Source organism: Phenylobacterium sp. (assembly GCF_030693805.1).
Classification (GTDB): Bacteria; Pseudomonadota; Alphaproteobacteria; order Caulobacterales; family Caulobacteraceae; genus Phenylobacterium.
On record NZ_JAUXZW010000253.1, the window covers coordinates 1 to 19041 of the forward strand.

At 67.6% G+C, this 19041-nt stretch carries 20 protein-coding genes; 4 read left to right on the forward strand and 16 right to left on the reverse strand.

The features are described from left to right. Positions 1 to 73 precede the first annotated feature (73 nt). Complete coding sequence (locus tag Q8M88_RS09790; RefSeq protein WP_305596841.1) at positions 74 to 1123, reverse strand: hypothetical protein; 1050 nt, start codon at positions 1121 to 1123, stop codon at positions 74 to 76. 45 nt (positions 1124 to 1168) lie between these two features. Next, complete coding sequence (locus Q8M88_RS09795) at positions 1169 to 2080, reverse strand: class I SAM-dependent methyltransferase (RefSeq protein ID WP_305596842.1); 912 nt, start codon at positions 2078 to 2080, stop codon at positions 1169 to 1171. 120 nt (positions 2081 to 2200) lie between these two features. Between Q8M88_RS09795 and Q8M88_RS09800 the strand changes: the two genes are divergently transcribed. Continuing rightward, the gene (locus Q8M88_RS09800) at positions 2201 to 3253 is read left to right on the forward strand and encodes a Gfo/Idh/MocA family protein (protein WP_305596843.1); all 1053 of its coding nucleotides are present in this window, start codon (positions 2201 to 2203) and stop codon (positions 3251 to 3253) included. A gap of 10 nt (positions 3254 to 3263) precedes the next feature. Then, positions 3264 to 4130: a glycosyltransferase family 2 protein gene (locus Q8M88_RS09805; RefSeq protein ID WP_305596844.1), complete on the forward strand. Its 867-nt coding sequence runs from the start codon at positions 3264 to 3266 to the stop codon at positions 4128 to 4130. Here Q8M88_RS09805 and Q8M88_RS09810 read toward each other — a convergent pair. The 11 genes from Q8M88_RS09810 to Q8M88_RS09860 all read right to left on the reverse strand — a co-directional run bounded on the left by Q8M88_RS09810 (position 4127) and on the right by Q8M88_RS09860 (position 15088). Beyond that, entirely contained in the window at positions 4127 to 5167 is a 1041-nt protein-coding gene (locus Q8M88_RS09810) for a Gfo/Idh/MocA family protein (RefSeq protein WP_305596845.1), read from the reverse strand. The two genes, Q8M88_RS09805 and Q8M88_RS09810, sit on opposite strands and share 4 nt — an antisense overlap. Beyond that, positions 5164 to 6129 carry a bifunctional 2-polyprenyl-6-hydroxyphenol methylase/3-demethylubiquinol 3-O-methyltransferase UbiG gene (locus Q8M88_RS09815; protein WP_305596846.1) on the reverse strand — a complete coding sequence of 322 codons (966 nt, stop codon included), beginning with the start codon at positions 6127 to 6129 and terminating at the stop codon, positions 5164 to 5166. The genes Q8M88_RS09810 and Q8M88_RS09815 overlap by 4 nt, the downstream gene beginning before the upstream one ends. 44 nt (positions 6130 to 6173) lie before the next feature. After that, positions 6174 to 7091: a glycosyltransferase gene (locus Q8M88_RS09820; RefSeq protein WP_305596847.1), complete on the reverse strand. Its 918-nt coding sequence runs from the start codon at positions 7089 to 7091 to the stop codon at positions 6174 to 6176. A gap of 71 nt (positions 7092 to 7162) precedes the next feature. Continuing rightward, a complete protein-coding gene (locus Q8M88_RS09825) occupies positions 7163 to 8035 on the reverse strand; it encodes a bifunctional 2-polyprenyl-6-hydroxyphenol methylase/3-demethylubiquinol 3-O-methyltransferase UbiG (RefSeq protein WP_305596848.1) in 873 nt (290 codons plus the stop codon). Between the two features lie 110 nt (positions 8036 to 8145). Then, positions 8146 to 9198 carry a glycosyltransferase family 2 protein gene (locus Q8M88_RS09830; protein ID WP_305596850.1) on the reverse strand — a complete coding sequence of 351 codons (1053 nt, stop codon included), beginning with the start codon at positions 9196 to 9198 and terminating at the stop codon, positions 8146 to 8148. A gap of 12 nt (positions 9199 to 9210) precedes the next feature. After that, positions 9211 to 10110: a glycosyltransferase family 2 protein gene (locus Q8M88_RS09835; RefSeq protein ID WP_305596852.1), complete on the reverse strand. Its 900-nt coding sequence runs from the start codon at positions 10108 to 10110 to the stop codon at positions 9211 to 9213. Continuing rightward, positions 10107 to 10826 carry a polysaccharide deacetylase family protein gene (locus tag Q8M88_RS09840; protein ID WP_305596854.1) on the reverse strand — a complete coding sequence of 240 codons (720 nt, stop codon included), beginning with the start codon at positions 10824 to 10826 and terminating at the stop codon, positions 10107 to 10109. Before Q8M88_RS09840 ends, Q8M88_RS09835 begins: the two co-directional genes overlap by 4 nt. Then, on the reverse strand, positions 10826 to 12061 hold the full coding sequence (locus Q8M88_RS09845; RefSeq protein WP_305596856.1) for a glycosyltransferase family 4 protein: 1236 nt from the start codon (positions 12059 to 12061) through the stop codon (positions 10826 to 10828). Before Q8M88_RS09845 ends, Q8M88_RS09840 begins: the two co-directional genes overlap by 1 nt. Further along, positions 12061 to 13242, reverse strand: coding sequence for a glycosyltransferase family 1 protein (locus tag Q8M88_RS09850; RefSeq protein ID WP_305596872.1), 1182 nt, complete (start codon positions 13240 to 13242; stop codon positions 12061 to 12063). Before Q8M88_RS09850 ends, Q8M88_RS09845 begins: the two co-directional genes overlap by 1 nt. Positions 13243 to 13244: 2 nt before the next feature. Next, positions 13245 to 14096: a hypothetical protein gene (locus Q8M88_RS09855; RefSeq protein WP_305596858.1), complete on the reverse strand. Its 852-nt coding sequence runs from the start codon at positions 14094 to 14096 to the stop codon at positions 13245 to 13247. Then, positions 14093 to 15088 carry a Gfo/Idh/MocA family oxidoreductase gene (locus tag Q8M88_RS09860; protein ID WP_305596860.1) on the reverse strand — a complete coding sequence of 332 codons (996 nt, stop codon included), beginning with the start codon at positions 15086 to 15088 and terminating at the stop codon, positions 14093 to 14095. The genes Q8M88_RS09855 and Q8M88_RS09860 overlap by 4 nt, the downstream gene beginning before the upstream one ends. A 486-nt stretch (positions 15089 to 15574) precedes the next feature. On the opposite strand from Q8M88_RS09860, the gene Q8M88_RS09865 reads away from it, so the two are divergent. Next, positions 15575 to 17194 carry a glycosyltransferase family 39 protein gene (locus tag Q8M88_RS09865; protein ID WP_305596862.1) on the forward strand — a complete coding sequence of 540 codons (1620 nt, stop codon included), beginning with the start codon at positions 15575 to 15577 and terminating at the stop codon, positions 17192 to 17194. Between the two features lie 4 nt (positions 17195 to 17198). On the opposite strand, the gene grxD is transcribed toward Q8M88_RS09865, so the two are convergent. From grxD to Q8M88_RS09880, 3 genes are all read right to left on the reverse strand, one after another. Further along, on the reverse strand, positions 17199 to 17540 hold the full coding sequence (grxD, locus tag Q8M88_RS09870; protein WP_305596864.1) for a Grx4 family monothiol glutaredoxin: 342 nt from the start codon (positions 17538 to 17540) through the stop codon (positions 17199 to 17201). A 68-nt stretch (positions 17541 to 17608) separates the two neighbouring features. Then, positions 17609 to 18490 carry an aldo/keto reductase gene (locus Q8M88_RS09875; RefSeq protein ID WP_305596866.1) on the reverse strand — a complete coding sequence of 294 codons (882 nt, stop codon included), beginning with the start codon at positions 18488 to 18490 and terminating at the stop codon, positions 17609 to 17611. Between the two features lie 14 nt (positions 18491 to 18504). Next, entirely contained in the window at positions 18505 to 18738 is a 234-nt protein-coding gene (locus tag Q8M88_RS09880) for a BolA family transcriptional regulator (protein ID WP_305596868.1), read from the reverse strand. Positions 18739 to 18827: 89 nt separating this feature from the next. Here Q8M88_RS09880 and Q8M88_RS09885 point away from each other — a divergent pair. Then, the coding region (locus tag Q8M88_RS09885) for a CinA family protein (protein ID WP_305596870.1) at positions 18828 to 19041 on the forward strand (214 nt) is incomplete at its 3' end.

Sequence of the window (19041 nt, forward strand, 5' to 3'; positions counted from 1 at the left end):
GTGCGACCGCCGGCCTCGGCCCGGATGTGTCTCCCGGGACGTCTGTGGCTGCGCCCTTCAGCTCGGTCAACGTCTAGGTTCCGGACGCTGCATACGGGTCGTGTGAGATCAGGAAATCGGAACTCACCACCATGTTCGGGAGAGACCTTTGAAATCGACAAAGCATGTCGAATTTTGTTTTATGTATAGGGTAAAATAAATTTACGGAAGACTTATTCATCATCGCGTAATTTACGCTAGCGGTAGAATAGAATGTAATTGTTTCTTTAGGATATAGAGCAAGCAAAAGAAGCTCGCTTGGGATTTCCCCCTTTAACACTTTCGCATTGGGCAGAACGCGATATTTGTCTCTACCCGGATCAAGCCGTTCGTTCGGGTGAGGCAGCACCAGCACAGCTCGCTCACCGATCATGGTCTGCAGCATGGCTTCCTCCTGCGACGGCGTGAGGAACGTCTCGTAGTTGGAGAGAGGCTGACCCAGCAGCACCGTGTCGTAGAGGTCGAGGCCGGTCAAATCGACCTCGCGGGTCAACAACTCGGCGTAACGCCGGAAGCTAGGTGCGCCGTACAAGTCGAACATCTTCGCGAGCTTGGAGCGCCAGGGGGAGTCCTGATAAACATCAGGGTCCGGCACATAGAAGACATCGTAGTCATGCTGATAATCGAAGGCGCGCCGAAACAGTCGGCGGCCCAGGGCGGTCACAACTGTTTCAGACGGGCGAGCTGTGAAGTATCGATCTACGGCCAAGCTCTCGGCGTAGATTTCGACGCGACAATTCAGGCGTTTCGCATAGCTAACCATAAACTTCTGCGCCGGCGACCGGATACCGAACAGGATGACCGTCGAGTCCGGCCGCAGGAAGCTGCGTAACTGAGGGAAGCGGTTGAAGTACGTGCCGATGAACTGATCGGCGTGCGAATAGCGCTCCGCTGGCAAGGGCAAGCGAATGACCCTCTCGAACCTATCCGCAAGGTGAGGCAATAAGCCTTCGTAACGATAGCCGAACTGATCGAGCAGGATCAGGTGCTTGCGATGGTTGGGAAAAAGTTCGTCTGCGATGACGCAGCTCATCAACAGTCGGGCCGGGCCGTTAACGTAGAAGAAGACATCCTCGTTGGCCACTGCATCGCCCCTCCAGGCGCCGTACCGCCGCTTGGCGGCCCGCGGTTACTTCGGCTTTACGGCCACGTGGAACAGCGCGCCGTACTGATACACCAGTCGGCCGCCCCGAGTTCGCACCCGCCCGGTACGTTCCATGAAGTCGGCCTTCAGCGCACTTACCCGCTCTGGCTCGAGACTGCTCAGACGGATACGGGGACCGCTGCTGTAGATCGCTTGCACCGACCAGAAATCCTCAGGCTCCAGTTCGACCGCGGCGCCGAGCCAGGACGTGCTCACAGAAGCGAACCCCGACGTGCGCAACAGGTCCCTGACCGAGACCCTGTGCGAGTGAGGGTCGTCTGCCTGATGGCTCCAGAGGCCATGCTCAATCATCAGGCCGCGAAGGTACTGGGGCGCTAGCAGAAGCTGGCCGCATCTTTGTGATAACCAAGTCGGCGCGGCACGTGCTGCCGCAGCCAAACCCTGCATCGACGCCAGCTGCGGACCACTGCCAACAGCGATCACCACGCGTCCACCCGGCTTTAGCACGCGAAACATCTCACGCGTCGCCGCTAGCGGATTAGGCAGGTGCATCAGCACGAACAGCGAGGCCACGGCGTCGAAAGCGTCGTTTTCAAACACCAACGCCTCGGCGTCACAGGTCAGAAATGCGGTTCGGTCGGCCACGCCCTGCTCAACGGCCTTGGCGATCGCCTGAGACAACATGCCTTCAGAATGATCGATCCCCACCACCTCGCCCCGTTCGAGTCGCGCGGCCGCGCGCAAGGCTACAAGCCCCGTGCCGACTCCCACGTCGAGCAAGCTGTCGGTGGGCTTCAGGGACGCCAGATCGAGCATCCTCTCGGCGAGAGGTGCGGCGAACCGCTCGGTGAGGGCGTCAAACGCGCCAGCCGTGGCGTCATAACTCCCGGCATCTATCGCCTTGCGGCGTTCCGTTGGTGAACTCGCGTCAAGCATGGTCAGGGTCCATGGTTCCAATGTCCGCTGGTCCGAACTGTCGCAGTGCGGCGCATCGGTTTGCTCCGCGGTAACATGCGAAGCCTAAAGCTCCGTGTTCTTTGTCGGAATGAGGTTTGGATGGTCAAGCGAGTCGCTATTGCCGGATTGGGTCGAGCCGCGCGCGCGATACATCTTCCGGCGCTCAGGAAGCTGCCGAACCTCGAATGCGTCGGTGGGTTCGACCTTCAGAGACCGGAAGAGGGCTTCGGCTTTCCGCTTTTCGACTCCGTGGAAGCCTTGCTGGCCCAGACGCGCCCCGACATGCTGTTCATCGTCACGCCGCCGGACTCCCATTTCGCCCTGACCAAGCTGGGGCTTGAGGCCGGCTGCCATGTGTTCTGCGAAAAGCCGCTGGCCGAGCGCATCGAGGACGCCGAGGCGCTGGCCGAACTGGCGCGCGCCGCTGGTCGTCACGTGGTGGTCAACAGCGAATTCCCCTGGATGCCGATCCATTCGGCGGCGAAGCGGCGGATGGCGGAACCCGGTTTCGGCAAGCTGCAGTTCATCACCCTGCAGCAGACCTTCATCGTGACGCCCGAGACCGAGGAAGGCTGGCGGGGCCTCGATCCCCAGCGCACCTTCAAGGAGTTCGGCACCCACGTGCTCGACCTCGCCCAATATTTCTTCGATGCGGCGCCGATCTCGATCCGCGCCCGTATGCCCAGGCCCGCCGGACCGTCTGCGCCCGACCACCTGAACATCGTCGAACTTGAGTTCAGCGGCGAGCGCATGGCGCTGATCCTGCTCGACCGCCTGTCGCCCGGACGCCACCGCTACCTGGACATCCGCCTCGATGGGACCGAGGCGATCATCGAGACCAGCATCGGCGGGCGGCTGCAGGCCGCGGCCGGCCTGAATACGCGCACCCGCAAGCCGTTCGTCGACGTCGAGGTCGCCATGGGCGGAACTGCGCGCCTCTTCCGCGAGGAGCGTATGGAGCGGTTGGCCACGGCGCCGATCGACCTGTTCCCCGACGCCACCGCCCGCCTGCTCACCGACGTTCTGGCCGCAATCGAGCGAGGCGAGACGCCGCCGTGCGCGCTGGAGCATTCCACCCGCACCCTGCGCCTGCTGGCCGCGGCCTACGAGTCGGCCGCGGATGGCGGCTCGCCGCGCGCCTTCGCTCCGTGAACCTGTCGCTGTGATCCTGTCCCTGGTGATCGCCGCGCCCGGCCCGGCGGACACCGCGGCCTTCGTCGACGCACTCCACAGGCAAGGCGGCCTCGACAACCCAGAGGTGGAGGTGATCGTGGCGCGCAATCCCGACGCGCCTGCGCCGGACGTGGCCGGCCTGCTTCGCGCCGACGCGCCGACGGCGATGTCGATCTTCGAATTGTGGGGGCAAGGGCTCGCCAGGGCGCAGGGCGATTATGTCGTGTTCCTCGACCTGCGCTGCCCGCCGCGTCCTGGCTGGCTGGTCGCCATGCTGGCCAAGGCCGGCGAGGGCGGGGTGGCGTTCTTTGGGCCCGTGGCATGCGACTGGCCGCCGGGCGACCGCAACTCTCTGGGCTATCTGGTTGAATATGTGCAGTTCGATCCGCCGCTGGCGGCGGGCTTGACCGAGGTCCCGGGCGTCAACGTCGCGGTGCGTCGGGCGCTGGCTCAGGACAGCGGGGTGAGCCGCGCCGACGGATTTGTGAAGACCCGCCTCCTGGCGTTGTTGGCCCGCGAAGGCCTGCCGGCGCCGGAACCCGTAGAGGAGGCGGTGGTCGGCTACCGCAAGACCTACGGCGCGGCCGCCTACCGACGTCACCGCTTCCGGCACGCCCGATGCTATGCCGCCGAGCGCGCGACGGACGCAGGCGTTATGGCGCGGCTCAGCTACCTCGCCGCCACGCCCCTGTTGCCGCTGGTGCGGACCCTGAGGATCGTCGCGCACGCGCGCTACGCCCGACGGGCGTTCGCCCCCCATCTCGTCCAGATCATCGCCGCCGAGACCGCGTGGGCCGCCGGCGAGTTCATGGGCTATGTGGCGGGCGAGGGGGGAGCCCGCGCGCGTCTGGCCTAGTTCAACGGCTCCAGCATCACCGCGCGCCCGCTCGCGCCGCTCTCGTACACCGCCTTGGCGACCTCCACCGAACGCAGGCCATCAACGCCGCTCGCCGCGCGACCGCTGCCGGGCTCGCCACGGGTGGCGGCGATGAAATCGTCGAACTCCTCGATGAAGGCGGCGATCACCGTGCTCTGCCAGCCCTGCAGCTTCTCGCGCAGCATCGCCTTGGGATAGAACAGCCGCTGCACGCGGCGCGCGCCTCCCGGCTTGTCCATAGTGATCACGGTGGCCTGCATGGGCGCGTAATAGGCCCGCGCCATGCCGTGCGCGCCATAGGCCTCGATGTGGAACTGGTAGCCCTTCCACTCGCTCCAGCTCGCCTGCAGGCTGCCGACCACGCCGTCGGCGTTGCGCAGCAAGGCCAGCGCATTGTCCTCGGCGGGCAGGTTCCAGACTTTGTGCAAAGCATGGCCGAACACCTCGGTCACGTCGCCCATCACGTAGCGAACCAGGTCCAGCACGTGGATGCCGTTGTCGAACAGCGCGCCGCCGCCCATCACCTGCGGATCGTACATCCACGGCGCCTTGAACTCGGCCAGGCCCATGTGCCCGGCGTAGGCGCGCACATGGCTGAGCGTGCCCAGCTCTCCGGAAGCAACCGTGTCGCGCAACAGTTTGAGGGCCTCGAAGTAGCGATGGTTGAAGCCCACGGCGAGCGTGCGTCCCGTGCGCTTCGCCGTCTCGGTCATCGCCCGGCACGCCTCGACGCTGGCCGCCATCGGCTTTTCGACCAGCACGTGCTTGCCGGCGTCCATGGCGTCGATCGCCAGGCGCTCGTGGAACTGAGGCGGGGTGGCGATCACCACCGCGTCGACGTCTGGCGACGCCAGCAGGCTCGCCACATCGGCGTGGAATGCCGCCTGGGGCGCGGCTTGACGGGCGCGGGCCGGGTCGACGTCGTGCACGGCGACGAGGGTGCAGTTTGCGCTGCGCGTCAGGGCCTGGGCGCGCACCGCGCCGATGCCGCCTGCGCCGATCAGTCCAAATCTCAAGGTCGTGCTCCCATGGGGCGGCCCGCTGCGGGGCGGGCGAGGATCTCAAACATCGGGCCGACGGCGGCCAGCGCCTGGCTGACGCCTGGCGTCTGGCTTGCGGCGGCGTAGAGGCCGGCCGCGGGTCTGGCCAGGCCTCGTGCGCCGGCGATCTGGGCGCGGTTCAACCGTTTGGCGCGCGTCGAGATCACGTCGAGCCCGGCGTCGCGGGCGGCGCGCGCCACGCGCGCGGCGTTCAGCGGCAGGACGTGGCGCAGAGGATCGACGCCGCCCGACCCTTTGCGGGCGCGCGACGCCGCGGACCGCGCATGCGCGGCCCACAGTCCGGTCGACGGATGCGGTCCGATCCAATGGCTATTGGCCGCCGACAACCACAGGCGACCCTGGGGCGAGAGTTGGTCAGCAAGGCCTTCGAGGGCCGGGGTCAACGCGCGCACATGCTCGAGCAGGTCGGCGGCCAGCACGGCGTCGAACTGATGGTCTGCGAAGGGTGCGGCCTCGATCTCAGCGCAGACCAGCAGCGCCTCGACGCCTGCCTCTTCCAACCGCTTGGCGCAGATCACCAGCCAGCGCAACGCCACGTCCAGGCCGACCAGTCCCTTCCAGCGGTCGGCCGCCGCCACCAGCGCTCCGCCGGCGCCGCAGCCCGCATCGAGCAGCAGGCCCTGGGGGGGCTCGAGGGCGCTTAACCCGGCCTGAGCGCGGCCGGGCGCGTCCAACAGCGCGTGCAGGTAACTCTCCGCCTGGCGCGGAGTGATGTCGTCGGTGATCTCGTAGTAGCGACGCACCAAGCCGGCGAAGTCCGTGCCGGCGGCGAAGGCGTGCAGGCGCCCCGCCTTCTCGCGTTCTGCATCGATGGTCAGATAGCGGTCGCCACGCAGGCGGAAATCGGCGATCCCGAACAGCACCGGATAGCTGCGCCCGCAGGCCGCGCAGTCGTAGGCGTCGGCGGCGCGCCGCACGGGAGAGCGGCACGCGGGGCAAACCAAGTCCGGCGCGCCGCCGCTCATTCGATGCGGGCGAGCGCGTCGCCTGGCCCGGCGATGTAGCCCACCATCTCGCCGAACGCCCACACCACCACCAGCATGGCGAGGGCGGGCAGGGCGCGGCCGAATTCCTTGTTGAGCCCCTTGGCGGAGGCGGCCTTGGTCATCCGCCACAGCAGCAGCGGCGGCAGGGCGACGGAAGCCGCGGTTGCGACCAGCCGTTTGGCCACGTCGCCGCGCCCGAAGCGGATGCCGGCGAAGTAGCGCGAGTAGACGAAGCGCTGGGCGGTGAACAGCGACACCGAGAACTTCTTGCAGTGGAACATCTTGATCGCGTTGCGCGACTCGAACCGCCCGCCCGCCGCCAGCAGCAGGGGGTGCACGGTGGTCTCCCAGAACCCCTCGACCAGCCGCGCGCGCGGCACGGCGGCCAGGGCGCTGCGGCGGTAGGCGACGTTCATGCCGGGCAGGATCTGCGTCTCACCTTCCGCAACCGGTGGGGAGAAGAAACTGTATTCGCAGAGGAAAGTCGCCCAGTCGAAGCCGGTGTCATGGACCCCGTTCTCGACGCACCCGCCGACGGCGACAACGTCGGGACGGCTTTCGAAGGCGCTGAGGATCTGGCCGATCCACCCCGGGGCCGGCACGCAATGATCCTCCGTCACCGCGACGATCGCGGCTGTTGAGGCCTCTAGCGCGATCGTGCGCATTTCCGGCAACGCCATGCCGGGATCGCAGGGGATGATCTTCACATGCGGATAGCGGCGCGCGATCTCCGCGCTCACCGCTCCGCCAAGCCGGTCGGCCAGCACGACTTCGCAGATGCGCTCGCCCTGCTGCTCGTCGAGTGAAGCGAGAGTCTCCAGAATCCGGTCGCCGTCCTCGGTGCTGACGCGGCCGATGACGACGGACAGCTCCGATCGAAGAGGATCAATCATTCAGAAGTCCTGGAGGCGTGCATGGCGCTTACTGGCACGGAAATCCTATAACGCCTCGAACGCGGGCTGCTTCAGCGCTTCATCGCTTCGACGCGGAAGAAGGGACCGACCAGCAGAAAGGCCGGGCGCATCGCAGGAGACTTAACGAGCCAATTATAAAATCTCGCTAAATTGGCTTTCACTCTGCCAAATCGCGCGATTTCCTCGCTCGGAACCGCCGGGGTGGCGAGGCGGAACGACAAGTCAGTATTGGCGCGTATCAACTTTCGCAGCGCGAAACTGCTGACCAACCGGGTATCATCGTAGGACTTGCCGCTTTGCCGGCGCACGAATTCCGCCTGCCAGGCCCTGGGCAGCCAGCCGACACCCCAGACGCCGACATGAGGCTCCGCCGAGAGGCTGAAGCGGTTTGGCGTCGTAAGCACAACGATCCCTTGCGAAGCGATCGCGCGATTGATCTCCCGGAGATAGCGCGGCATGTCACGCACATGTTCGATCACGTCCAGCGAGACGATGGCGCTGACCGACGCATCGCGCAGCGGCAGGGCCTCGCCCACCGCCGCCGCCAGAACAGGCTCGCCGCCATGATCTGCGATCAGGCGTTTGGCGACCACCAGCCAGGTCATCGAAACGTCAATTCCCACACCCCGACGGCCGCACTTGTGCGCTGCGGCGATCAGCATTCCCGCGCCGCAGCCTAGGTCGAGGAACGGTCTGTCGTCATGCTGACGGGGGCGGGCGAACCATTCATCAAGGTCGCGCTCAAGGCGGTTTGGCGCACTCAGGACTTGGCGCGTTCTCATGGCGATGCGGCCCTCATCCCAACCTGGGCGACGGGCGTACACGCTTCGAACGAGCTCAGGGAGGCTCGCCTCGGACATTGCGGCAAGGTCGCGCGCGATGCTCAGATCCTCGTCGAAATCGATCCAGGCATCGGTGGGCACGCGAAGATCGGGTATTCCCGCGACGCGCGCATAAAGGTGCCCACAATCAGAGCAGGCCAGTTCGTCGCCCGCAGCGCCAAGCGCACCATGGCAACGAGGGCAGCACCAAATCATGCACGCACGGTGCGCCCGATCCGCGCCTCGAACCAGCACCAGACGAAGGCCGCGGTGCTGTAGAGGTAGTAGAGCTGATGGAACAGCAGCGCCGACACCGCGAACGGCGCGCCGCGCACTTCGCGGAAGGTGCTGAACAGCTTCCAATTGGCGGCTAGCACCATCGCGAAAGCGGCGAGCGGCGTCCACAAGGGCACGAGGCCGCCCAGGGTCGCCAGCACCAGCATGAGGGCCAGGCCCGCCAAGCCGGCGCGTAGGCGCTCGATCATGCCGACATTGAGGTCGTCGGTGACGTCGGAGCGGTTGAGCATCAGCCGCGCCCACGGCATGGCCCGACGCAGGATGTCGACTCGCACCAGCTCGGGCACCGACCAGTACTTCAGGTGGGTGCTCAGCAGGGCCGGATCCAGGCGGATCTTGCCGCCGGCGTCGCCCATCCGATAGCCGAGCTCGATGTCCTCGATCGACGGGAACCGGTAGCGCTTCGCGTCGAAGCCGCCGATCTTCTGATAGGTCGTGCGCAGCACCGCGCCGCAGCCTGCCCAAAAGGTCGAGGCGTCGCGCTTGCCGATCTGGTGGTGATGATGGTGCAGCAGGTTCTTGTACTGCGAGCCGAAGTTCGGCGCGTCTGGTCGGTCGTCGTACGAGCCGAACACGGCCACGACCTCGGTCTCGTTCATCGCCGCGCGAATGCGCGCCGGGCTGCCGTCACGCACCACGACGTCGGAGTCGACGAACCACAAGATGTCACCCATAGCCTGGGCGGCGGCGACGTTGCGGGCCCCGGCCGGTCCCAACCGGCCGCCCGACGAGATCACCCGCGCGCCCAGCTCGGCGGCCACGGCGGCGGAGCCGTCGGTGGCGCCGTCGTCGACGACGATGACTTCGAGGATTTCGCCGCGCCGCAGCATCTTCACCAGCGGGGGCAGGGTGCGCAGCAGGAAGTGGGCGGCGTTGAAGACAGGCATGATGACGCTGATGGTCGCCTCGGCTCCGATCGGAGCATCGAGATGGGCGACGGTCTCGGGCAACTCCCGCTGCATCAACATGGTTAGATAAATCTAGCCTTTCCTCGGTCGCCTCAACAGAGCGTCGACGTAGCCGCTGAACTCTCCAGAGCCCCAGCCCAAGGTAAACCAGAGGAGCCAGGGCAAAGTTCGGAGACCGTCGCGCCCAATTCGGGACTTCGATCGCATCCGTCGCAGGATGCGGGCCAACAGCACCGCCGGGACAGCCAGACCCAGCACCGGAAACAGCATTCTTTTGGCCGGGGAAGCGATACTCGCGCGATCGAATCCATAGGCCCGGCCGTGCGCAAATCTTTGGCGCACGAAGTCTGCGGGACGTTCGCAACCGCGGTAGGCGACGGCGATCCGGGGGTCGAGTCGCAGCCGTTCGCCGGCCGCACGGAAGCGCCGATGGAACGACGGCTCCCAGAATCCTTCGGCCAGAAGATCGGGTTGGGCAAGGATGTCGGCGCGTCGATAGACAGCATTGTCCGCGGCGATTTCCTCCACGTCGCCAGCCGTTTGCGGGGGCGAGACGTCCATATACCTCAGGGCGTAAATCGCCCGGTGGACGGGTGAGCAGGTTAGGTCCAGGTCGATGGTTCCCCCGACGCCGGCATAGGTTTCCAGGTCCGCGGAGAGCAGGGCTGTGACCCAGTCGGAGGCGGGAATCGCATGCGCTGTGGTCATCGCCACGGCCTTGCCGCAGGCTGCCTCTACGCCGTCCCGCCATAGGTGGGGTATAAGTGCGGCGCGATCCGCAGCGAGGACCCGCCAAGGCGCATCTGCCGGGGTCAGAATGGGCGGCGGGGCGCCTGCAACGACGAATATCACTTCCACGTTATCGCTCGCGGCGGGACCCAGAAGCGCCACGATCGCAGGCAGGTTGGCGTCCGCATCCTTAACCGCCACGACGATGCTGAGCGCCGGCGCGAGCGCTGGGGCCGAGCTCACCCGCGGCCGCGCAGGCGTCGCATCAGCCTTCGCACCTCCAGATAGGCCCGCGCCGCCGGACCAGCGAGATCGCCGGTCAGGTCGGTGTGACGCAGGTAGTGGCTGTCGAGGCGCGGTATCGCATCGGCTCGCGCATCCTCGCCCACATAGCGCAACTCGGTGGTGACGCAGGCCTCGTAGCGACGTCCGGCGAGCTTGCGGATCCGTGCATCATGGTAGCCGTACGGATAGGCGAAGAAGCGGGGCGCACGGCCAAGCCGGGCCGAGATGGTCAGGTCGGCGTCCTCCATCTCGGCCTCGACCTGGCCGTCGCTGAGCTTGCGGAGGTCAGGGTGGGTGGCTGTGTGCGCCTCGATCATCACGCCGGCGGCCGGGAGCGCTTCGATCTGCGGCCAGGACATCATCTGATACAGCGGCGCGGACGCGGGCTGGCCGGGCCAGCGGTTGTCGCCGCCCGCCGTCGCCGTGGTCAGGAACAGGTGCGCCGGCGCGTCGAAGTCCTTCAGCACTGGCGCCGCGTTCTGGGCGAGTGAGGTCATGCCGTCATCGAAGGTCAGGGCGACGCCTCGTGCGCCAGGCTTCAGCAGTTCGCCCAGGCCCAGGATCGGGATGTCGTGCGCGCGCAACGCCGCCACCAGGCGCCTGAACAACTGCGGCGGGAACGACAGCGGCGGCGGCCCGTCGTCGATCGCATGGAAGGTGATCACTGCGCGCATCAGGCGGTCCGTATCGCAGGTTCGGGCTTCGATGCGCGGATCGCTTCGATCATGCGGAGATAACCTTCCAGGTGGCGCTCACGGGTATAGCGTTTCATGTAGGCGCCACGCGCCGCTTCGCCCATCGACTGGGCAAGATCGGGATCGGCGATCAGCGCGCGCGCCTGAGCGATCAAGTCCGTCTCATTCTGGTACAGTCGACCGCACTGTCCGTCCGCGACCAGCTCCTCGGCGCCGCCCGCGCCGGACCGCACCAGGGCAGGGGTGGAGAAGGCCGCGGCCTCGATCACCGCGAGGCCGAAGGTCTCCGGGGCCAGCGAAGGGAACACCAGCGCCGTCGCGCCCGCGTACAGCGCCCCCAACTCCGCCTGCGGCAGACCGCCGGTGAAGCGGACACGCTCGCCGCCATAACGTGTCTCCAGCGCCTCGCGGGCGTCGCCGGCGCCGACGACCACCAGGTCCAGATCGCCGGCCTGCGCGAATGCGCGCACCGCGGCCTCAACGCCTTTTGAGGCGGTCACCCGGCCGACGAACAGGAAGTAGGGCCGGGCCGGCGTCGACGCAGGGCGGCGGTCGTCGGGCTCCAGCGCCGAGAACAACGGCAGCACTTCGATCGGTGCGACGACCCCGCGCTCGCGATGCCGCCGCGCGGTGTATTCGCTGGGCGAGATCAGCCGGTCCACATGCTGCAACATCACATCGCGCAGCGGCGTGTATCGCCAGAGCTGAGGCGGTATGCCTGAGCGGATCGAGCAACTGATGCAGGTCCGGTGGTCGCAGGCGTGACTGCGGTTCTTCCAGAAGATGTGCGTTGCACAGAGCAACCAGTGCTCATGCAGCGTGTAGAGCGTCACCGGCGCACGGCTCAGCGCCAGCACGCCCGGCCCGCCGACCAGCGAGATGTTATGGAAGTGGACGACGTCGAAATCGCGGTCGAGCAGGCGCCGCAGTTCGCCGTTCTTCACGCCCGGCATACCGGTCTGCTGGGTGACCAGCGGCGACAGCGCCCCCAGCGGGTGATGCAGGGTGTGAACCACGACCCCCGCGTCGTCGGTCTCGGGCGTCGGGCTCGCGCCGTGCGCGCCGTGCGCGCCCAGCGCGTAGGCGTCGCGGCAGTGGATCACCTCCACCTCGTGCCCGAGCGCGGCCAGCGCGCGCGCCAGTCCGCGCACATAGGTTGCGTCGCCGCCGAACGCGTAGGGCGGATAGAAGGTGGTGACCATGGCGAAGCGCATCAGCGCCGCGCCCCGATGCTTTCCAGCAGTTCGATCAGGCCCTGTGCGCTGCGCGGCCAGCTCAGTTCGGCTGCGCGGGGAAGGGTCGCGGCGCGCAATCCGCCCATCAACGCTTCGTCCGACACACAGCGCACGATCACACCCGCCATGTCGGCGACGTCGAGGGGATCGAAGAACAGGCCTGCGCCGGCCACCACCTCCTGCACGGCGCCGCCGGCCGTTGCGATCACCGGCGTCCCGCAGGCGATCGCTTCCGCCGCCGGTAGGCCGAAGCCCTCGGACAGCGCCGGCATGGCGACCATCAGCGCGTCCGAGTAAAGCGCCGGCAGGTCTTCGTCGGGAACATAGCCGGTGAACCGCACGCGGCCCGTCAGGCGCGCGTCGGAATCCACCAGCGCCAGCAGCGCCTCGTAGTTGGAGTGGAACCCGTCGCCCTTGGGATCGCCGGCCAGGACGAGGTGCAGGTCGGCCGCTGCGGGGTCGTCGAGCGCCACGGCGTAGGCTTCGACCAGCCTCAGCAGGTTCTTGTGTGGCGCGAGTCCGCCCACGTAGAGCAGCAACCGCGCGTCAGCATCGAGCCCCAGGCGTCCGCGCATCGCGCGCCTCGCCGGCAAGTCAGCGACGGGTTGGAAGCGGGGGTCGGCAGCCTCCAGGAACACCGCAATGCGCGAGCGGTCGATGCCCATGTGGGCGGCGATCTCTTCGCGAGCTGCCTGCGACACGGTGGTGATGCGCCGCGCGGTGGTCTTGGCCAGCCACACCTTCGCGCCCCACATCATCCGGCCGCGCCAGGAGGGGAACACCAGCGAGGAGAAGTGCTCGGCGATCGCGTCGTGAAAGGTCACCACGGTGGGCGTGCGCGGACCCGCGGGGTACCAGGAATAGACCGCCGGGTAGTACATCACGTCCAGCCGCTGGGCCGCGACCGCTCGGCGGAAGGCCAGCAGGTCGCCGACGCTGCGCGAGCCGTCGGCGACGGCGGCTTCGGTGACGGTGCGGCGGGTGTCGACGCGCACGATCTTCACGCCAGGACGCAGCATCTCTGGTTCGGGCGGGCGATCGACGAACAGCACGAATTCGTGGCCGCGCGGCGCATCCAACATCGCCCCCAGCAACAGCCGCGTGAAGCGGCCGAAGCCGCGCCGGTTCCACCACGTGGTCGCGTCGACGCCGATGCGCATGCTCACATCCACCGCCCGCGACTGGAGCCCGGATCGCCTGCGGCCTTGCCCAGCACCTCTCCGACGCCCCAGGCGAGGTGCATCCCCGCCGCCCAGGCGAGGGTCGCCGGCGAGGCGCGCAAAGCGGGGGGCGCGACGGCCAGCGTGCGTGCGCTCAACACGGCGGGGGCAAGCGTGGCGACGCCGGCGCGGATCAGGCGTTGGGCGAGGCCCAGCCCCGCCGTCTGTCCAGCCCCATAGATGCGGCCGTGGTGGAAGCGGGTGGAGAGCGCGGCGCCGTCCGCGTGCGCGGCGCGGTACTCCACCCCCATCGCCGGCTCCATGACCAGCCGGCCGGTCGAGCGCAGGGTCGCGAAGAGCGCGTTGTCGACCAGGTCGGCGTCGCTCCAGCCGGTGGTGTCGATCGCCGAAAGATCGAGGGCGAAGTTCGCGCCAGGCAGGGCGCCGACGCTGCGGCGCTCGGCGACCTCCCCAAAGCGGCCGTACTCGCACAGGCCCAGCGCCCGTAGGCGTGGCGACAGCTCCATTGAGATTGCGATCGGGCCGCCTGCTGCGACCACGCCGTCCTCGCTCAGCGCGCTCAAGCAGGCCTGCGCCCAGCTCGTCCTGGGTCCGCAGGTGTCCTCGACCATGCCGACGAAGCGCGTCTGGGCCGCCCGCAGCCCGATCAGTCGGCGGGCAGGCACAGCCATGTCCGCTGCCGCTATGAACTGGACAGGGGCGCAACCGGCGTCCCGCGCCGCGTCACCAACGACGATCACCTTCATGCCTTGCGCCTGGAAGTCGCCGACGCAGCGGCTCAGCGCCGCGCCGCCCACCAGCGGTACGATTACGACGGTCAGGTCCATGCTCATGGCGCGGATCCTGAAAGAATCGTCTCTCGCGCCGCGGCGCCGGCGACTATGGCGTCTAGGCTGATCGGCTGGGCGGCGGGATCGGACGCGCGCACGGCCGAATAAAAGGCGCGCGTCAGGTCGCGCAAGCCGACGTAGGCCCCCTCGCGACGTGCCGCACGACCGAGCAGGTTCGCCGAGGCCGCGGCCAGGGTCCGACCAGCGGTGGTGAAGGGCCCGGTGATCTTGGCGACGCGCGACACCTGGCCATCCAGCTCGACTGAAAATCCGTGGAAGCCGTCGATGGCAATGGTCCCGCCGCGCGTCTGGAGTTGCAGCGCGAACCGCGTCGGCCGGGCGTCCAGGCTGATGAAGATGCTGATCAACACACCTTGGGCGTCAGCGGTAGCCAGCAATTCGCCGGGGGCCGCGCGAACGGTGCGCCAGTCTAGCGCGTCGAGCGCTACATCGGGTGTTACGCGCTGAATTATGGAGAGGGGATGGGGCAGGATCTCGCCCAGCACTTTGGTCTGTCGCGCAGCCGGGCCGCCTTCGGCTCCCGCGGAGCATATGTCCAGGTCGATGCGCCTCAGGGCGCCCAGCGCCGGCAGCCGCCGGATCGCGCGGCTGAGGGCCGGCTGGAAGGCGTATTGGTGGACGGGACAGATCTGCACGCCAGCGGCGAGCGCGGCCTGCGCCAGCTGTTCGGCCTCGTCGCGGGTCTCGACCGCCGGTTTTTCGATCAGGGCATGCACGCCCGCGCCGATCAGTTCGAGCGCGATGGGCAGGTGTGTCGCCGCGGGCGTGCAGACATGGGCAGCCACGACGCCGCCCACCGACAACATGGCTCGAGCGGTGGGATAGGTGAGCGCGCCGGGAGCGTCTCGGGCCAGGGCCGTGGCGGCTGCGGCGTCCGGATCGACGACCGCGACGATCCTGGCGCCCAGCCTGCGCGCCGTCGCCAGGTGCCAGCGGCCCATCAGGCCTGCCCCGATGATAGCGACATCGAGCATTTCAGGCGCACAGGCCAGGCCCGAGCCGCGGGCAGGCGGGTCGGCTCGACTTCGGCTCGAGGGTCATCTGGTCCATTCCGCGCGAGAACGGCCGGCGGCGCAAGGCCCCGGCGCAGCTGTCAGGCTGCAACGAGCATGCCATGATCGAAGTCCGTGCGCCCGGCCGCATTGCGCGCCGGCGGCATCGGTCGGCTAGAGCGGCATCGGCCGGTAAAAGGCCACCGGGCCGGCGACGAAGACGGCGAAACCCACACTCAATAGCAGAGCGCTGACCATGCCGTTTCCCTTCCTGGCCTTATGGGGGAGCAGCCCCCTGACCCGGTGAAGTCTGCAGCGTGAAAGCCTAATCTGCGGTTACTTCGCTCTAAGCGGGGCGCCCAAGCTTTCGCGTGCAAAGCGCCAGGGCGATGATTATGGGATTGGCGATCGCAGGGCGGCCCTCTCCGGCCGAGGTTCAAGGACGCAAACATCGCGTTGGTCGATACATTGAACGCTGATCGCTCCGTCCGACCCGCCCGGACCGTCAACCGACTGGAGGCGGCCGGTTGGCTGATCGTCGCCGTGGGCGTGCTGCTGCAAATCGGCCACTTCGTCGGCGGGCGCGCGTTCTGGCTGGACGAGGCGATGATCGCCCTCAACATCCGCCACCTCAGCCCGACCGAGCTTATGGGGCGCCTCGAGTACGATCAGGTCGCGCCGATCGGCTGGCTCCAGCTTGAGAAGCTCGCCTCCTACCTGCCGTTTCGCAGCGAATATGCCCTGCGCCTGCCATCTCTGGTCGCGGGACTGGGCGGCCTGGTGTTGTTCCGCGCCCTCGCGCGGCGAGTGCTGGGCCCATGGGCGGCGCTAGCGGCGCTCACCCTGTTCGCGCTGTCACGTCCGCTGTTGCGCTACGCGGCCGAGGTGAAGCCCTACGAGGTGGATCTGTTCTTCGCCGTGGCGCTGTTGCTGCTGGGCGTGATCCTTTTGGCCAGGGCCGGACGCAGCTGGGGCTGGCTCGTGGCGCTGGCGCTGACCGGCCTGGTCGCCGTCACCCTGTCGCTCGCTTCGGTGTTCGTCCTCGCGGGCGTCGGCGGCGTGCTGTTCGCCCATCGCGTGATCGCCAGGCGCGGCGTCGAGGCCGTGGCCCTGGGAGTGGTTGGCGCGCTCTGGATGGCGGCGTTCGGTGTGTTGATGATCTGGTTCTACGCGCCGCAGACCGCCGACACTGTGGTGACCACCGGGGGCGCACACGACTTCTTCGTCCGCAACGTCTATGCGCCGTTTCCGCCAACCTCGATCGGCGATCTCAAGTGGTACGCGACCTGGCCGCGCGAGACGTTGCAGTTCCTGTTCGGTCGCGACTCGCGTTTCGCGGTCGGTCTGGTGATCTTCGCGGGCGTCTGCCTGCTGGCGCGCCGCTCGCCCTGGATTGCGGCGATGGGGTGGTCTGGCCTCGCCGCGGGCTTCCTGGCCTCGGCGCTGCAGCTCTATCCGCTGTACGACCGCCTGACGCTGTTCATGCTCCCGACGCTCGTCCTGACCGCGGGCGCCGGGCTCGACTGGCTGGTGGAGCGCTCGCGCCCGCATCGCGGTCCGCTATTGCTGTTGTTGGCGCTGATGCTGGCCGGCAGCCTGACTGAGATCGCCAAGAGCTTCGCGCTCAGTCCGCCGTACTCGATCGGCGATCTGCGTCCGGCTCTGGCAGAGGTCGCGAGCGAGCGAGGGCCGGCCGACCGACTATATGTGCCGAACGGCGCGATCCCCGCCTTCCTCGCCTATCGTCAGGCGGCAGGACTGGCGGACATGGACTGGACGGCCGCCCCCATCGACAGCCAGGACTGGCGCTGCGCCGGGCCGATGATGCCGCCGGCGAAGCCTGGCGGCGCGGTCTGGATGCTTACCTACATGCTCTATGAGCCGGGCAAGACTTCGGCGGACGCTGGGACCATCGCAGGGGGGGCGCCGCCGCGCGCCGCGCAGGCAGACGGCACGGCGGTCTACAAGCTGGCTGCGCGAGTCCCCGGCTTGGGCGCGCAAGCCTCTTTGGTGAAGATCTGCGGAGCGCCGCGGCAAGGACCGCCGAGCTTCTACCCCTCGCCGCGCCTCATCGCCCGCACCCGCTGAAGTGCTAGTGCAGCAGGCCTTGCTCGGCGAATAGCGACTTCAGCTCGCCGGACTCGAACATCTCGCGCACGATGTCGGAACCGCCGACGAACTCACCCTTGACGTAGAGCTGCGGGATCGTCGGCCAGTCCGAGAACGACTTCACGCCGCTGCGCAGGGCGTCGTCCTGCAGCACGTCGACGCCGACGAAGTCGACCCCCAGGTGATCGAGGATCTGCACCACGATGGCCGAGAAGCCGCAGCGCGGCTGTTCCGGCACACCCTTCATGAACACGACGACCGGGTTCTCCGCGACGGCGGCGGCCAGGAAATCGTGGATCGGATTGGCGACGGCGACGTCGGTCATGGGCGTTTCTTTCAAAAGCGCGGTCACATGAGAGCTAGGGAGCGCGCAGCCTCAGGTCAAGGCGACGATCAGGCGCGCTTCTTCTGTTGCTCGCGTTCTTTACTGAAGCGCGCCATCTCGATCTGGGCGCTGAGGCCGGTCGGCGGATCGCGCTCGGCGACATTGGCCAACGTCTCGATCATCTCGGCGTGGGCGATCTGGCACTGGACGGTGGCCAGCGACGGCTCGGTCAGCACATAGGCCAGGCACAGCTCCTCGGCGGTCCAGCCGCGGGTGTCGTGCAGGAAGGCGTAGGTGCCGGAGCCGTTCAGTGGGTTCTTGCGTGTGGCCTTGCCGACTCCCGCGCCGTTCGCCTGCAGCATCTCTAGGGGCGCAGGGTCGTAGGCGATGATGACCATGTTCGCTTCTGCGGCCTCGCGCAGGCGGCGACGCTCAGTCCACCCGGAGGTCAGGTTGAACGGGGTGGCGAGAACGTCGAAGGGTTCGGCCCCGATGCAGGATGCGGCGATGTCGTCGTCGCCGCTGACGCCGATCTTCAGTGCGATGGCCGCAGCGCGAACCTCAGCCAAGAGTTCGCGCCCATCCTGGGTCAGGCTCGCGATCGCGGCGGAATCCAGCATAAGTACGTCGAAATAGGCCGCGCCCGTGCGGCTCAGCGCGCCGCGCAGGAGCTCCGAAAGGCGCGCGGCGTTCATCGGCGCCTGATGGTCGCCCCGCACGCGCAGGATGACGAACAGCAGCCGGCGCTCGACCGCCTGCAGGGCCGCGCCCAGGCCCTCTTCGATCGCCTCGCAACCGGCGGGCGCGTCGAAGCAGTTGACCCCGTTTTCCATCGCCGAGAAGATCATGCCGCGCCACTGGGCGGCGCTGTAGACGCCCGGCGTCTCGGTCAGGAGCAGGCTGACTGCGGAGACCGCCTTACCGGAATCGCCGAAGTGACGGTAGCGCATCGCCAGGCTCGCCCTTAGTCTCGCGCCACGGTTTCAAGCGCCAGGGCATGCAGCTCTCCACCCACCTTGCCCTTTAGGGCGCTGTAGACGAGTTGGTGCTGCTTGATCCGGTTCAGGCCGCTGAACGCCGCCGAAGTGATTCGCGCACGGTAATGGTCGCCGTCGCCGGCTAGATCCTCGACATGAATCTCCGCGTCCGGGAACGCCTCACGCAAGGCGTCCTCAAGCTCGGCCATCGGCATCGGCATGGGATAGCTCCACTCCACCCTCGGTCATGCGCTAGAAACCTTAACGGCGTCATAGCGTCGCAGACTCGCCGGCGACCGGAGATTGCAATATGGAAGAGCTTACGCGCTTGGCGCAGATCGTGGGAGACCAGTTGAAAGCCCGCGGCGAAACCGTCTCGGTCGCCGAATCCTCTTCAGGCGGGTTGATCGCCGCGGCCCTGCTGTCGGTGGCCGGCGCTTCGGCCTATTTCCTCGGCGGCGCGGTGGTCTACACCCAGGCCGCGCGCGGCGCGTTGCTCGGCCTGACGGCCATGCCTGCCGGCA

Coding starts and splice junctions, on each gene's coding strand:
- Q8M88_RS09795 (WP_305596842.1), bottom strand. CDS start 2,080: ATGCTTGACGCGAGTTCACCAACGGAACGCCGCAAGGCGATAGATGCC.
- Q8M88_RS09800 (WP_305596843.1), top strand. CDS start 2,201: ATGGTCAAGCGAGTCGCTATTGCCGGATTGGGTCGAGCCGCGCGCGCG.
- Q8M88_RS09820 (WP_305596847.1), bottom strand. CDS start 7,091: ATGATTGATCCTCTTCGATCGGAGCTGTCCGTCGTCATCGGCCGCGTC.
- Q8M88_RS09830 (WP_305596850.1), bottom strand. CDS start 9,198: ATGTTGATGCAGCGGGAGTTGCCCGAGACCGTCGCCCATCTCGATGCT.
- Q8M88_RS09840 (WP_305596854.1), bottom strand. CDS start 10,826: ATGCGCGCAGTGATCACCTTCCATGCGATCGACGACGGGCCGCCGCCG.
- Q8M88_RS09845 (WP_305596856.1), bottom strand. CDS start 12,061: ATGCGCTTCGCCATGGTCACCACCTTCTATCCGCCCTACGCGTTCGGC.
- Q8M88_RS09850 (WP_305596872.1), bottom strand. CDS start 13,242: ATGCGCATCGGCGTCGACGCGACCACGTGGTGGAACCGGCGCGGCTTC.
- Q8M88_RS09855 (WP_305596858.1), bottom strand. CDS start 14,096: ATGAGCATGGACCTGACCGTCGTAATCGTACCGCTGGTGGGCGGCGCG.
- Q8M88_RS09860 (WP_305596860.1), bottom strand. CDS start 15,088: ATGCTCGATGTCGCTATCATCGGGGCAGGCCTGATGGGCCGCTGGCAC.
- grxD (WP_305596864.1), bottom strand. CDS start 17,540: ATGACCGACGTCGCCGTCGCCAATCCGATCCACGATTTCCTGGCCGCC.
- Q8M88_RS09875 (WP_305596866.1), bottom strand. CDS start 18,490: ATGCGCTACCGTCACTTCGGCGATTCCGGTAAGGCGGTCTCCGCAGTC.
- Q8M88_RS09880 (WP_305596868.1), bottom strand. CDS start 18,738: ATGCCGATGCCGATGGCCGAGCTTGAGGACGCCTTGCGTGAGGCGTTC.